Origin of the sequence: Akkermansia sp. 54_46, assembly GCF_001917295.1 — a bacterium.
GTDB classification, from domain to species: Bacteria; Verrucomicrobiota; Verrucomicrobiia; order Verrucomicrobiales; family Akkermansiaceae; genus Akkermansia; species Akkermansia muciniphila.
On record NZ_MNUD01000034.1, the window covers coordinates 83,703 to 96,739 of the forward strand.

Annotated in this window: 13 protein-coding genes; 4 read left to right on the plus strand and 9 right to left on the minus strand. The window is 55.2% G+C overall.

Annotated features, from left to right (window positions below):
• Window positions 1-39: 39 nt before the first annotated feature.
• The 7 genes from BHW66_RS08920 to BHW66_RS08950 form a co-directional block, all read right to left on the minus strand.
• On the minus strand, window positions 40-777 hold the full coding sequence (locus BHW66_RS08920) for a metallophosphoesterase family protein (protein ID WP_102758604.1): 738 nt from the start codon (window positions 775-777) through the stop codon (window positions 40-42).
• A gap of 125 nt (window positions 778-902) precedes the next feature.
• On the minus strand, window positions 903-1,778 hold the full coding sequence (locus BHW66_RS08925; protein ID WP_102737324.1) for a hypothetical protein: 876 nt from the start codon (window positions 1,776-1,778) through the stop codon (window positions 903-905).
• Window positions 1,779-1,797: 19 nt separating this feature from the next.
• On the minus strand, window positions 1,798-2,715 hold the full coding sequence (locus BHW66_RS08930; protein WP_102758408.1) for a 2-dehydropantoate 2-reductase: 918 nt from the start codon (window positions 2,713-2,715) through the stop codon (window positions 1,798-1,800).
• Between the two features lie 27 nt (window positions 2,716-2,742).
• Window positions 2,743-4,365 carry a formate--tetrahydrofolate ligase gene (locus BHW66_RS08935; RefSeq protein WP_257227962.1) on the minus strand — a complete coding sequence of 541 codons (1,623 nt, stop codon included), beginning with the start codon at window positions 4,363-4,365 and terminating at the stop codon, window positions 2,743-2,745.
• A 188-nt stretch (window positions 4,366-4,553) separates the two neighbouring features.
• Window positions 4,554-5,153, minus strand: a complete 600-nt coding sequence (locus BHW66_RS08940; RefSeq protein WP_102734600.1) for a DUF1287 domain-containing protein — start codon at window positions 5,151-5,153, stop codon at window positions 4,554-4,556.
• A 30-nt stretch (window positions 5,154-5,183) separates the two neighbouring features.
• Window positions 5,184-6,440 (minus strand): phosphoribosylamine--glycine ligase, encoded by a 1,257-nt coding sequence (purD, locus tag BHW66_RS08945; RefSeq protein WP_022198256.1) that lies wholly within the window; start codon window positions 6,438-6,440, stop codon window positions 5,184-5,186.
• 229 nt (window positions 6,441-6,669) lie between these two features.
• Complete coding sequence (locus BHW66_RS08950) at window positions 6,670-7,170, minus strand: single-stranded DNA-binding protein (RefSeq protein ID WP_012420891.1); 501 nt, start codon at window positions 7,168-7,170, stop codon at window positions 6,670-6,672.
• Window positions 7,171-7,362: 192 nt separating this feature from the next.
• Here BHW66_RS08950 and BHW66_RS08955 point away from each other — a divergent pair, with 192 nt between their 5' ends.
• Genes BHW66_RS08955 through def form a run of 4 tightly spaced genes read left to right on the plus strand, consistent with a single transcriptional unit; the run spans window position 7,363 to window position 10,267 of the window.
• Entirely contained in the window at window positions 7,363-8,580 is a 1,218-nt protein-coding gene (locus BHW66_RS08955) for a hypothetical protein (RefSeq protein WP_012420892.1), read from the plus strand.
• Window positions 8,581-8,618: 38 nt separating this feature from the next.
• Window positions 8,619-9,251 (plus strand): MotA/TolQ/ExbB proton channel family protein, encoded by a 633-nt coding sequence (locus BHW66_RS08960; RefSeq protein ID WP_022198258.1) that lies wholly within the window; start codon window positions 8,619-8,621, stop codon window positions 9,249-9,251.
• 7 nt (window positions 9,252-9,258) lie between these two features.
• Entirely contained in the window at window positions 9,259-9,687 is a 429-nt protein-coding gene (locus tag BHW66_RS08965; protein WP_022198259.1) for a biopolymer transporter ExbD, read from the plus strand.
• Between the two features lie 31 nt (window positions 9,688-9,718).
• Window positions 9,719-10,267, plus strand: coding sequence for a peptide deformylase (def, locus tag BHW66_RS08970; protein WP_012420895.1), 549 nt, complete (start codon window positions 9,719-9,721; stop codon window positions 10,265-10,267).
• 158 nt (window positions 10,268-10,425) lie between these two features.
• Here def and BHW66_RS08975 read toward each other — a convergent pair whose 3' ends face one another.
• Both BHW66_RS08975 and BHW66_RS08980 read right to left on the minus strand, forming a co-directional pair.
• Window positions 10,426-11,613 carry a glycoside hydrolase family 57 protein gene (locus BHW66_RS08975; protein ID WP_022198260.1) on the minus strand — a complete coding sequence of 396 codons (1,188 nt, stop codon included), beginning with the start codon at window positions 11,611-11,613 and terminating at the stop codon, window positions 10,426-10,428.
• 50 nt (window positions 11,614-11,663) lie between these two features.
• Window positions 11,664-12,962: a glycosyltransferase gene (locus BHW66_RS08980; protein WP_022198261.1), complete on the minus strand. Its 1,299-nt coding sequence runs from the start codon at window positions 12,960-12,962 to the stop codon at window positions 11,664-11,666.
• Window positions 12,963-13,037 lie beyond the last annotated feature (75 nt).

Consider the following 13,037-nt stretch of genomic DNA (forward strand, 5'->3'; position numbering starts at 1 on the left):
TTCCTTTCTTTTGGCAGGCCTTTCGGGAGGTGCGGAATATTACATTCCTTCTTCCAACCGGCGCGCCAGCATGTCCGGAAGACCAGCGGCCAGAATGCGTCTTTGGGCCTCCGCTACATCGTATTCCACGCGGCGCTGGTAGTACACCATGCTGTCTTCGTCAAGCACGCCGTAGGCGGCACGGGGGTCGCCGTCTCTGGGCTGGCCTACGGAGCCCACATTAATCAGATATTTGTTGGTTTTGAGTAGCTGGATATCCCCGGATTCATATTCATGGATGCTTCCTTCATGGCGGATGAATGTACGGGGGACGTGAGTATGTCCGTTAAAGCACAGGAATTGATTGTCGCGCAAAATATTGATGCTGTGGGTGGCCGTATCCACATTCGTGACGTAGGCCCAGGAGTTGGGCTTGTCCTGTGTAGCGTGCACCAGAACGATTTCATTGGGGAGAATGCGCTGGAAAGGAGCGCGGCGAAGCCACTTTTTCTGTTCTTCGGAAAGTTGCTGCCGCGTCCACATCAGGGCATTGTAAGCTACTGGGTTCATCCCTGCCGGATTGTCTTCTCCAATGGCTTCCTCATCATGGTTGCCGCGCACGGTGGGAATCTGGCGGCTGCGGATGAATTCAAGGCATTCGGACGGATTGGCGTTATAGCCCACAACATCGCCCAGGCAGTAAACGGCATTGCATTGAAGCTGTTCTATATCCTTCATCACCGCTTCCAGAGCGGGCAGATTGGCATGGATGTCACTAATCAGGGCTATTCTACTCATGGTATTGTAAGCAAAGAGCATAGCACTTTGGGGAGGTTTTGCCAAGCGCGTTTGCTCGCAGGAAATCATGGTAGGGGCACAGGGGGACCGGCCTTTTCATGTCCCCTTATTCCCGTCTGTTTGCTTTACTCGTCTTTTGCCGGTGGCAAAGATTCCAGGGCTTCTCTCAGCCCGTCTACAGGATACTTCAGGGAATTGGCCAGATGGCTGGTCATCAAGTCTCGGGCGATCTCATCCGTGGGAAACAGTTCCCGAAAGGGGATGCGCTCCTTTTCCGGTATGTTCAGCCTGTTTTCCAGAACAAAAATATTACTCACCAGGCTGGGTGTCCTGTTGCGGGGATCCTTGAATAACTCCCGGCCCAGTTCCAGAGCTTCTCTGGATTTGGAAGGAACACGGACGAGCGCATAAAATTCTTTGCGGGCCGTAAGGGGAGGCGCTCCCAAATCCCGTGCCTTGCGGTAGGCTTCCGCCGCCTTTTCAAAGTCAGGTTGCCGGTAGGTATCGCTGTACATGTTGCCCAGCAGGGATTGAAGGTACCAGCTGTCAGGATTGGCGTTGATGCCTTTTTCCAGGAAGCGGCGCCCCTTTTGAATGTATTTGCGGAAGCCTTCCCGGCGTTCCATGGGAGAAAGACGTTTATTTTCCAGATAACTGGAGGAAGCGTTATTGCCCAAATGCCACGATCCGTTGTCCCAGTAGAAATCGGAGTGAGGAGCGAGAGCGGTAACCTGGTTGTAGCGGCGTTCCAGGTTAGCCCAGTCGGAAATCAGGAAACAGTCGAAAGCTTCCATGCTCAGCACGGCCGCCACCAGGGAGCGGAGCCCTCCCAGGGAGACCATGGCAAGTTGTTGTTCCAGATAATCGGAAGAGGAAAGCTCTACCGGATTATCCAGCAGCCCCGCCGCCTTTTCCTGTTCCAGAATATGATTCTGCAAAGGCAGGCGAATCATGCCGAAGCCCAGCAGGGCAATGATGAAAATGACGATGGTCTTCAGCATGATTCGCAATTGGTTCGGGTTAATTTATATTCAGGCGCTTGCGGATGGCCTTGTCCAGAAGTTCCCATTCCGGCACGGAGGCTCCGGCTTGCCGGGCCTTGGAGAGAGGGTCTCCCCAGATAGCCGTGTATTCGACGGGACGGCCTTCGTTGTAGTCCACGGCGCTGGACGGAATGAAAGCTCCCATGGTTTCCGTACGGGAAAGGTGGAATTCAACCAAATCTTCCGGCAGGGCATAGCCGCGGGCTTTGGCTGCCTGCACCACTTCCTCCATGATGCGGCGCGCCCGCATGACGTTTTCCGGGTTTTGGTAAAGTTCCGCAATGCTGATGCCTCCCAGAGCAAGGCAAAGTCCGTTAAACGGGATGTTCCAGACGAGTTTGTACCACTGGATTTGCTCTGCGGCGTCAAAAGCGCGCGTTTTGATGCCGGCATTGGCAAACAGCTCGGAGAGTTCCCTGGCTTTTTCAGTCCCTTCCGGAGTGGGGATGAAGGGGGCAAATTGGATATTGCCCCCTTCCAGATGGTTGACATGACCCGGTTTTTCCCGCATGGCGCAGATGAAGCACAGGCCCACATAGATACGGTCCGCCGGGATGATGCGGGCAATTTCCTCCGCATTCCCCATGCCGTTCTGAAGTGTAACAACAGTCGTATCCGGTCCCATCAACGTGGGAAGGGCTCTGGAAAATCCGGCGTTTGCCGTGCTTTTCCATGCAACGACAACGAGGTCTACCGGGCCGACTTCCTCCGTGTCCCGGTAAACGTTGATGCGGGGCAGGGAGATATTCCCATGCAGGCTTTTCACCTGAAGGCCGTGTTCTTTCAGATAGCCGTATTCCGAACGTACGATGAAGGATACGTCCTGCCCCGATTCCTGAAGTCTGGCTCCGTAATAGCAACCCAGGGCTCCGGCTCCCAGAATGGCGATTTTCATGGCGTGCGGCGCAGTTGGTGATATTTTTCAGAGCCCCTGGACGTTGCCCTTGTCGTCCAGATAGATGTGCATGGCGTTCGGTGAGACGGGAAGGGCGGGCATGCGCATGATTTCCCCGCAGAGGGCCACCAGGAAGCCGGCCCCGTTGGCGATTTCAAAGTCGCGCACGGTGATGGTGAAGCCGGTGGGGCGTCCTCGGAGGCGTCCGTTGTCGGAAAGGGAGTTCTGGGTTTTTGCCATACAGACGGGAAGGTCCGTCAGGCGGCTGGCTTCAAACTGGGCCAGCTTCTTTTTGGCGGCGGCCGTCAATTCCACACCGTCCGCCCCGTAAATGTTGCGGGCAATGATGTTGAGTTTTTCTTCCACCGGCAGAGCGGATTCATAGAGGGGCTTGAAAGGGGCGGAACTCCTGTCCGCAGCTTCCACAACCATTTGGGCCAGGTCTTTGCCTCCTTCTCCTCCCTGGGAGAAGATATCCGCAATGGCGCAGGGAATACCGCGTTCCGCGCAGTGTTTCACGATAGCGTCCAGTTCTTCCCGGGAGTCGTCAAAGAATTTGTTGACGGCAACCACGACGGGGCGTTTGTAGTGGGCGGCAGCGTCCAGATGCGCATCCAGGTTGGCAAGGCCTTTTTTCAGCGCATCCACGTCCGTGTTTTTCAGATCCGCCAGGGCAGTTCCCCCGTGCATTTTCAGCGCGCGTGCCGTAGCTACGATGACAATGGCCGCCGGATCCAGTCCGGACTGGCGGCATTTGATATCCAGGAATTTCTCTGCACCCAGGTCAAACGCGAATCCGGCCTCCGTGACGGCATAGTCCCCAAAATGCAGGGCCATCCTGGTGGCCAGCACGGAGTTGCAGCCGTGGGCAATGTTGGCAAACGGGCCGCCGTGCAGGAAACAGGGCACTCCTTCCACAGATTGGACCAGATTGGGCATCAGGGCATCTTTCAGCAGGGCCATGACGGAACCGGTAATGCCCAGTTCCCTTGCGAATACGGGCTTGTCATCCGTCGTGAATCCGATCACGATGCGGTTGATGCGTTCTTCCATGTCCTTGTAGGAAGTGGCAAGGCACAGGCACGCCATGATTTCCGAAGCCGGGGTGATATCGAAGCCTGTTTCTCGGGGGAACCCCTGCTTGTTGAGCCCCACGATGATGGAACGCAGGGAACGGTCGTTCATGTCCATGACCCGCTTCCATATGACTTTGCGTTCGTCAATGTTCAGCGTGTGGAAGAACATGGCGTTATCAATGATGGCGCTGATGAGGTTGTGGGCGGATGTAATGGCGTGGAAGTCCCCTGTGAAATGCATGTTGATTTCCTCTGCCGGCGTCAGGGAGCTTTTGCCGCCTCCGGTAGCTCCGCCCTTGCGGCCGAACACCGGTCCCATGGAAGGTTGCCGGAGCGCCAGGCAGACTTTTTTGCCGATGGCCTGCAATCCCTGCGCCAAGCCGATGGAAACGGTGGTTTTGCCTTCTCCGGATGGGGTGGGAGTGATGGCGGATACCAGGATGAGTTTGCCGGGGGCTGCCGGCTTGTCCAATACGTCCAGGGAAATTTTGGCCTTGTTGCGGCCGAAGGGAATGACGTCTTTTTCATCGACGCCCAGCTTGTTGATACAGTCGGAGAATGCAGGTATAACCATGCGCACATGATGACGGAAGCCCCCTCTTTTGGCAAGAAGGTTCATGGGCATTCCGGACCGGATGAATCAATGAGCGGGAAAGGGCCGCCTTCTTCCTGTCCCGCGACATTCCCCGGATATCCATGCAACTCCGGGAGAACCTCCGGAAATACCCGGTATGGCAGGTTGCGCTAAGACGGGGGTAAGAATCAGGGTTGCGCTTTCTGTTTCCTCTCAGCCAGCACGGGACGGTAGTGGCCCGTGATGGTGTGGGAAAACAGGAAGTCTTCTTCCTGCGTTCCGGCGCCTACATTATGAATGATCAGCGGCGTGCCTTCCTCCGTTTTCCGGTCGGAAACGATGCCAATGTGGGGAATACTATCGGACAGGTTCCATGTAACCAGGTCGCCGGGCTCGTAGTCCGCCGCGTTTTCCGTAATGGGAACGGCCCAGCCTTTTCTGGCAAAGAAGGTACGAAGATTAGGGACCCTGCGGTGGTCAATGCTGCGGTCCGTCGTTTTCAATCCCCATATTTTAGGGTATTTGGAAAAGTGGGCCTTCATGTCCTCATGCACGGCTTTTTGAAGGTCCAGGCCGAAGGCCCTCATGGCGCGGATGACCACATCCGTGCATACTCCCGTTTCGAGGGGAACGTCTCCGTTGGGGTAGGGAATGGATTGATAGCCTCCGTTGTAGGAAACCGTTACTCCTACCTGTTCACGCGCCCTGGCCGCCAGCGCGGCGTTGTCCGCCATCAGGCATGCAGGGCAGGAAAGAAACAGGAGGATGAGAAGGGCCGCCGGTTTCATAGGGCAGATGGGGAGGGAAACGCGGAAAAATCAGACGAAGCTGGCAAAGCCGATGTCCGGCCGGCGCTGCATGCCGTGAAATTGAATCTTTTTGATTTCGTTGTGGGCACGCTGGCGCGCTTCGGAGAGGGTATCTCCCTGTGCCACGACGGCCAGGACGCGGCCTCCGTTGGTTTCATAACAGTTTTTATCCGCATTCCATTTGGTGCCGGCGTGGTAAACGGAAGCATTTGAAATATCGTCCAGTCCCTGAATAGCGTCGCCGGAATGGGAGGTCTCCGGATATCCTTTGGAGGCCAGCACGCAGCAGACGCTCCAGCCGTTTTGGAAGGAAATTTCTTCCGGCGCAAATTCTCCCTTGGCCCCATGCAGGCAGAAGGAAGCCAAGTCTCCGGAGAGCAGGGGCATAACGGCCTGGCATTCCGGATCGCCGAAGCGGCAGTTGTATTCAATTACTTTTGGGCCGTTTGGAGTCAGCATCAGGCCGAAGTACAGAAAACCCCGGTAAGGCAGTCCGTCTTTTTTTAGTCCGGCTACCGTCGGAGCCACGATTTCCTTTTCAATGCGTTCCAGCATTTCCGGCTCCACCAGCCGGCGGGAAGCCACCGCTCCCATGCCGCCCGTGTTGGGGCCAGCATCGCCTTCCTTGAGGCGCTTGTAGTCCCGTGCCGGGCAGAGGATGAGATAATGGTCGTCCACCAGAGCGCCGAAGATGGAGACTTCCGGTCCGGTAAGAAATTCTTCCACCAGCAGCCGTCCTTCACCAAAACGCCTGTCCGTAAATACTTCTTTCAGGAAAGAGTCTGCTTCCTCCTTGCTCATGCAGACGGCTACGCCCTTTCCGGCGGCCAGACCGTCAAATTTCAGCACGGTAGGATAGTTGTTTCCGATGAATTGCCGGGCTTCCTCCAATGTGGCCGCTACGCGCGCCTGCCCGGTAGGGATGCGGTGGCGGAGCAGGAAGTCCTTGGCAAATTCCTTGCTGGCTTCCAGCTGGGCGCTTTCTTTTACCGGCCCCCAGCAGGGGATGCCCGCACGGGAGCAGGCATTGGCCAGGCCTTCATCCTTGACCAGATAGCTTTCCTCCCCGGCAACGCAGAGATCCATTTTATTGGAAACCATCCAGTCGATCAGCGAGGGCAGATCCCTGGCCGGGATGGGGGTAGCCAGACGGTTGATGGCGTCACTTCCCGGGAAACAGTACATTTCCGGAGCGGAGGGAGATTCCTTGAGTGCCTTGACCAGTGCATGTTCACGTCCACCTTTTCCAATAACGGCTATTTTCATACGCCGCCAGTATGCCGGGACGGACTGATTTTGCCAAGCTGAAATGAACGGTGAGGTTTTCCCTTTTGTCCGGTTGTTCCCATGCTTTTCCTCCATTGCCGGGAATGGGGTTGTACCACTTTTTCTTTTCGTGGCACGGCGCAGCCATTCCGTTCGGGGAAGATGATGTAAAAAGGCCGCCTGACCCGGAGGAAAGGCGGCCTGTAAAAGGAAAGGGTGGTATTTGCGTTTAGAACGGGATTTCGTCGTCCATGTCTCCGAAGTCGTTAGACGGTTGATTGGTGGGGGGCATGGGGGGCGGGTTGTAGTTCTGGGCCGGGCGGGATTGTCCGTAGTTGTTGGAACGGGGAGCATTCTGGTACTGCTGGCGCGGAGCACCTCCCATATCGCCTTCACCGCCGCGGGGGAAGAGCTGGATGTTTTCCCCAATCACGCGCAGCTTGGTGCGTTTCTGCCCGGAGGCTTTATCTTCCCAGGAATCCAGTTGAAGGCGTCCTTCCACAAAGACTCCGCGGCCCTTGCTGAGGTAGTTGCCGGCAACTTCCGCCTGGCGGTTCCAAAGGGTGACGTCCACGAAAGTGGTTTCTTCCTGGCGTTCGCTGTTGTCGCCCGCGTAGTAACGGTTGATGGCAAGGCGGATGTCCGTAACGGCGGTTCCTTTGGGAGTGTAGCGCAGTTCGGGATCAGCGGTAAGGTTGCCCATTAAGAAGACTTTGTTGAGATTGGCCATATAGGATGGGTGTTAACGAGGTGTATGGTATATAGGAAAAGGGCCTTGCCGTTTAGGAGGAAGGCATGTGTTTGGTCGCTAGCAAGTATGGGCCTGCACATGGTCTTGTGCAATACTAAATTACGGAATCGTCCTTCATCATGTCTCCTTTCTACATTGCATTCGTCATGGAACCGTGAAAACTTTACCTCCATGAGTTTCAGGCAGCGGCGGAGAAACGGACTGTTCCGGGTTTCCTGGGGCACATGCCTTTTGCTGTCTGTGCTGGCACACCTGTTTTTGCTGGCGGGGAGCTGCCTGGTTCCTGAAGAATGGCTGGCTTCCCCACGTCCGGCTGAAGCGGCGCGGAGGAAAGTGGCTGTAAGCGCGCGCATGGTAAAGAAAGTGGAACCTCAACTGGAGAGCCGGAGACAAGAGCCCGCGGAATATCTGCCTGCCGTCGTGAAGACCAATGAGGAGCAGGAAAGCGCCACCAGGCCGGAAGTGCCCAAATTCCAGAGCAACAGGAACACGCGGGCGGAAGGCGGCCGGAAGGATCCGGACGGCGACAGGGATATGCCCGCCCAGGATGGCGTGGAACGGGAAAACGGAGAGATTGTCCTTTTTAACCAGGAAAGGCAGGATGGGGATTTAAGCCATGAACGGGACGGCAACAAAAACGCCTCCCCCGGAGCTTCTTCCAATGTTCCCTACCAGCCCCTGGAACCATCCATGCCGCCTGCCGGTCATCCCGGTTCCCTGGCTCATTCTCCCGTCAAGAAGGGAGAGCCAGGCAAATCGGAAGAGGAAAAAACGGCCCGACAAAACATCCGTCATGCACAGGAGAAGGCCATGCAGCTTCCCCATGCGGTAGTGTTGCCCAGCCCCGGAGATTCGGAGAAGCCGGATCCGCTTGAGGAATTGGCCAAAAGCATTGCGAAAGGGGCGGACAATCCTCCCCTAAATCTTCCCAATCTGGATTTGGTGCCCAATACAAAACCGGTTCAGAAACAGCCCTTGTATGATCCCATGTTCAATGCGGAGAGCCAGCCCGGCTTCAAGACACATGAGCGGAAGACCAAGCAGGTCGGCAAATTCAGCTTTGGCCGCCGTCCGACATTGGATGTGGAAGCTACGCCCATGGGAACGTACCAGGCGATCGTTTACCGGGCTATCGGGGAACAATGGTACCGCCAGTGCGATTTGAACCGCGACCTGATTGTTACCGGAACTGTGCGCATCCGCATCCTGATTAACAAGAATGGCAAAATTTCGTCTATGAGGCAGACTTCCCGCGTGGGAGCCAGCGAGGTACAGAAGTCCTTTACCTTCCTCGCCATCAAACTCGCCAGGCTTCCAGCGATGCCCCCGGAGGTAAGGAGTATGCTTGTGGGGGATTCTTTGGAAATGTATTTCGATTTCAATTTTTAACAACCTACCATCCTGCAACAAATACCATTCACAGATATATGATGATGAACTTGATCAAAGACTGCATTACATTCTTCCAGGCAGGCGGCGTTTTCATGTACCCGCTGGCAGCCTGTTCCGTTCTTCTTATTGCGGCCGTTATTTACCGCATGTTCAATATGAAGAAGAGCCTCATTTGCCCCGTCGTGCTGACCAGGGCAGTGGAGCAGTACACCCGCGGCGCCGTGGAGCGCACTGAATTGGAGAGAATAGCTGCGGATTCGGATTCCGTGGAGGGCCGCCTGGTGCTGGATGCGTTGAATTCACCGCTGGAGGATGAAGCCTCCCTGAAGGAAATGATCCAGGTGAAGGCCCGCGAGGAGTTTGTAACGCTTCAGGCGGGTCTGCCCCTGCTGGACATGATTGTGATGATAGCCCCCATGTTTGGCATCCTGGGAACCGCCAGCGGCCTGGTGCAGATTTTCAGCGTTTTCGGAATGGATGAGAGTCACGGCATGATTGCTCAGGGGATTGCCCAGGCTCTGAATACGACGATTGCCGGTCTCGCCATCGCCACTCCGGCCGTGATTGCCCACGTTTATTATTCCCGCAAGCTGGAGCGCATTTCCGCCTCCATGGAAGTCCTGCTGACAGAACTGGTTTCCTTCCGCTGCCATCATTCCCAACGCTGACAAGGCCATGCAGTTTTACCGCAAGAAAGCAAGGAGCATGGGGGTGCCCATCGTCCCCATGATTGATATATTGACCATTCTGCTGATTTTTTTCATTGTCCATACGCAGTGGAAGAAGCCGCAGTCCCTGCTTAAGATAGATGTACCCGGAGCGGAATTCATGGAAGGGACTCCGTCTTCGGAACAGCGGGCCGTTTTGGCCGTGACGGGGACATCCGCCATTTCCCTGAATGGCAGGCTGGTGGAGATGAATGAACTGGCTGCTGCCCTGGAGGCCTTGAAAAAGGAAAATCCGGGCGTCAAACTGCAGCTTGACGTGGATAAAAAAGCGGAGTTCGGCGTCATTGTCGGCATTTGGGATGCGCTGACGTCTGTGGGTATTGACGCAGGAGAGGTTCCTGCCAGAATAGAAATCAACAAGCCCGGCGCACGGTAAGCGCCTTAACATATATATTATCCCCCTCCCGATGTTATTGGAAATAGCACAGTATGGAAATCCGGTATTGAAGGAAAAATGCCGCCCTGTAGAACATTTTGACGACAGCCTGAAAACCCTAGCGGAGAATATGCTGGAAACCATGTACGCAGCAGAGGGCATTGGCCTGGCGGCTCCCCAGGTGAGCATTCCCATTCAACTGGTAGTGATTGATATCCCGAAGGAGGAAGAGTCCGTCACCTGGCTTAAAGTGAACGGAGAGGACAAGGAGCTTTCCGACATCATGCCTTTGATGTTTGCCAATCCTGTTCTGGAACCTTACGGACCCATGCATCCTTTTCATGAAGGCTGCCTTAGCGTGATGAAGATACGCGCTTCCGTCGTGAGGCCGGACTTTGTCAAGGCTACGGTGCTTCTGATTGACGGAAGGGAAATAACGATTGACTGCAACGGCCTTCTGGCCAGATGCCTGCAGCATGAATGCGACCATTTGAACGGCATCCTTTTTGTGGAGCGCGTTTCTTCCGCACAGAAGATTACCCTGCGCAACAAATTGAAGCGTCTGGCATTGGGATACTAGCTTTCCGTGACTTCCCTCAGGCCTTTATGGCAGCCAAAGGAGGGGGGCAAAGAAGACCGCATTCCGGAACCGCAAAGTTTTTACAGCCGGGAACCGTCCCGTGATGTTCCCGGCAGACTATAATCCACCCGGGTTCGCAGTATTCGGAAGAGAAGAGGTCAGGACGCTTTTTCCGGATCCGGCTGAACCGGTTTTCCAGATTCCCTTTTGACGCGTATTTGCAAATCCGCCAAAGCGTTCATGTAGTAAATGTACGCGTCAAAGGCGGATGCATACGGCGTGAAGGAGTTTTCCTTCTGCATATAATGGAAGTGGTCCGCACTCTGCAGTTTGCGCCAAACGTGGGTAAGATCCTTGTCATGGGCTGCCTTGACCGGTTTTTCCAGACGGTAGATTTTGCGGAGGGCTTCATCCTGCATGACGTTGCCATTCCAATGGGACATGGTTCCAAAAGTGGAGCAGGTCATTTCCTGGGTGCATTCACAGACGGAAACAGGTTTGATTTCCCGCGCCACTTCGGACGGAGTCATGAACCGGTTGCCGGCGTCTATGCAGGCGAGAATCATCGTACGCCAGAATTCGAAGACGCCTGTAGCGTCAGACTGGCGTTCCCCCAGCGTTTCATAGTCCATGGACAGGGTAGTGACGCTTCCCTGCTGGTGCGTCAGCCAATCCGCGAAAGTGGTGGGGGAAAGCGGGTATTCCGACCATTCCGGATCAGTCCGCATGATTGCCAGGTCATTGGAGAGTTCCCGGTTGCGGAAAATGGTGGTGGTGTTATACACCCACGGAGCCAAGAAGACTTCATTGCTGGTGAATCCCTTGAGCATGGCCGGGTTGCCGTCCGCCATGATGCCCTTGAAGCCGAGCGTTTCCGCCTGCGCCGCAATGGCGTTGGAGTACAGCATGCCGGTATTCATCAGCACATCCGTTTCCTGATGGAAGAGTTTTTTGAGAAGCTCCCGGTGTTCTTCAATTTGTTCGGCAAATTCCTGAGGAGAGTAAACGGAGGCCAGGGAATTGTAGTAAGGCATTGCCAGAAAGTCCACGCATCCGGTTTCCGCCAGATCCTTGAAAGCGGCAATCAGGTCCGGCCTGTGGTACAGGGCCTGTTCCAGAATGACTCCGCTGAGCGCCAGTCCAAAACGGAATTTGCCCCCGGTGAGTTCAATAAGCTGTTTCATCAGCCGGGTTGCCGGGAAGTAACAGCGCTCCGCCACCGTGCTGAGCACGCGGGCATTCAGATCATCATCTTCATAAAAGGCGTGTTCTCCAATTTTGAAGAAGTCATAATGAATCAGCCGGTTGGGCTGATGAGCCACGAAAGTGAGGGAAATGTTGCTCATGGACGGAGGGGAGAGGGCTGAGAGTTATTAAGTAAGGTAAAAAGGCGTTTTTAGCGGTTCAGCACATGTTCATAAACCCGGATGACCTTGTCCGCGGCGGCGTCCCAGGTGGAGGCCTTGATGTCCTCCGTGCTCTGTTCCACTACTTTCCGGTACAGTTCCTCATCCGTGCAGAGATGAACGATATGCTCCGCCATTTTGTTGACGTCCCAGAAGTCCGCTTTCAGGGCTCCCTTCATGACTTCCGCTACGCCGGACTGCTTGGAAATCACGGCGGGAATGTTGAATTGGGCCGCCTCCAGAGCAGAAAGGCCGAATGGCTCCGATACGGAAGGCATGCAGTAGATGTCCGTGATGGAGAGGAGTTCATTGACTTTATCCTTGTTCAGGAAACCAGTGAAGTGGAATTTGTCGCCCACGCCCTTGAAGGCTCCGGATTCAATCAACTGGCGGAGTTTTTCTCCCGTACCGGCCATGACGAAGCGTACGTCGTCCGTCTGTTCCAGAACCTTGGCGGCAATCTGAAGGAAGAATCCCGGACCTTTCTGCGCCGTCAGGCGACCCAGGAAGAGCACGAGTTTTTCCGGGAATTTTTTCTTGCCTTTGAAGACTTTGACCGGATCCGCGCCGTTGTGAATGGGAAATATCTTATGGGGGTCAATGGCATAGTGCCCGCTGGCGATGGTTCCCGTGTATTTGCTGACCGGGATAACGGCATCCGCCTGTTCCATGCCGAATTTTTCAATGTCGTAAATCCAGCCGCGGGCATCCGCTCCGGCCCGGTCAAACTGGGAAGCGTGCAGGTGCACCACCAGGGGCTTGCCCGTGGCTTTTTTCACTTCCACGCCAGCCAGGTAGGTCAGCCAGTCGTGGGCGTGGATAATGTCAAAATCCTGCTGGAGGGCGACTTTTACCGCTATTTTTGAGAATTGAATGACTTTCAGGGCCAGGTCTCCGGCGTAAAGGTCTTCCTTGTTCCTGAACAGCTGGAGGTCGGCTTCATGCGTTTTGGAGAAGGTGATGCGGCCTTCCTTGGTGAACTGCACCACGCCGGATTCCCCTTCCACGGTGGTGTAGGGGTCCAGTTCAATGGGCGCGCGCTCCACCAGGGCAAAGCTGTCATAGGAATATTTCCGGTCCACTTGCTCCACTTCCCGATAGGAGACGTTATTGAGACCGGTGAGCTGAAATCCGTCAAAAAGGACGGAAGGGTCGGCCTTGGGAACGATCACCCTTAAATCCACTTTTTTTGCCAGCGCCTTGGAAAGACCCAGGCAGGCAATGCCCAACCCCCCGTTGACCAGGGGCGGGAATTCCCATCCTAATGTAAGAACTCGAATTGTGCTCATCGGTTGATGTGGTTTGTCGGTGCCGGGAAGGATACGGACTCGTGCCGTGTTGTACACCAACGCAATAAAACCAGA

What these genes read in the sequence shown, in the direction of transcription:
- BHW66_RS08965 (WP_022198259.1), top strand. Translation starts at nt 9,259, where the DNA reads ATGCAGTTTTACCGCAAGAAAGCAAGGAGCATGGGGGTGCCCATCGTC.
- BHW66_RS08960 (WP_022198258.1), top strand. Translation starts at nt 8,619, where the DNA reads ATGATGATGAACTTGATCAAAGACTGCATTACATTCTTCCAGGCAGGC.
- BHW66_RS08940 (WP_102734600.1), bottom strand. Translation starts at nt 5,153, where the DNA reads ATGAAACCGGCGGCCCTTCTCATCCTCCTGTTTCTTTCCTGCCCTGCA.
- BHW66_RS08975 (WP_022198260.1), bottom strand. Translation starts at nt 11,613, where the DNA reads ATGAGCAACATTTCCCTCACTTTCGTGGCTCATCAGCCCAACCGGCTG.
- BHW66_RS08935 (WP_257227962.1), bottom strand. Translation starts at nt 4,365, where the DNA reads ATGGTTATACCTGCATTCTCCGACTGTATCAACAAGCTGGGCGTCGAT.
- purD (WP_022198256.1), bottom strand. Translation starts at nt 6,440, where the DNA reads ATGAAAATAGCCGTTATTGGAAAAGGTGGACGTGAACATGCACTGGTC.
- BHW66_RS08925 (WP_102737324.1), bottom strand. Translation starts at nt 1,778, where the DNA reads ATGCTGAAGACCATCGTCATTTTCATCATTGCCCTGCTGGGCTTCGGC.
- BHW66_RS08980 (WP_022198261.1), bottom strand. Translation starts at nt 12,962, where the DNA reads ATGAGCACAATTCGAGTTCTTACATTAGGATGGGAATTCCCGCCCCTG.
- def (WP_012420895.1), top strand. Translation starts at nt 9,719, where the DNA reads ATGTTATTGGAAATAGCACAGTATGGAAATCCGGTATTGAAGGAAAAA.
- BHW66_RS08950 (WP_012420891.1), bottom strand. Translation starts at nt 7,170, where the DNA reads ATGGCCAATCTCAACAAAGTCTTCTTAATGGGCAACCTTACCGCTGAT.
- BHW66_RS08920 (WP_102758604.1), bottom strand. Translation starts at nt 777, where the DNA reads ATGAGTAGAATAGCCCTGATTAGTGACATCCATGCCAATCTGCCCGCT.
- BHW66_RS08955 (WP_012420892.1), top strand. Translation starts at nt 7,363, where the DNA reads ATGAGTTTCAGGCAGCGGCGGAGAAACGGACTGTTCCGGGTTTCCTGG.
- BHW66_RS08930 (WP_102758408.1), bottom strand. Translation starts at nt 2,715, where the DNA reads ATGAAAATCGCCATTCTGGGAGCCGGAGCCCTGGGTTGCTATTACGGA.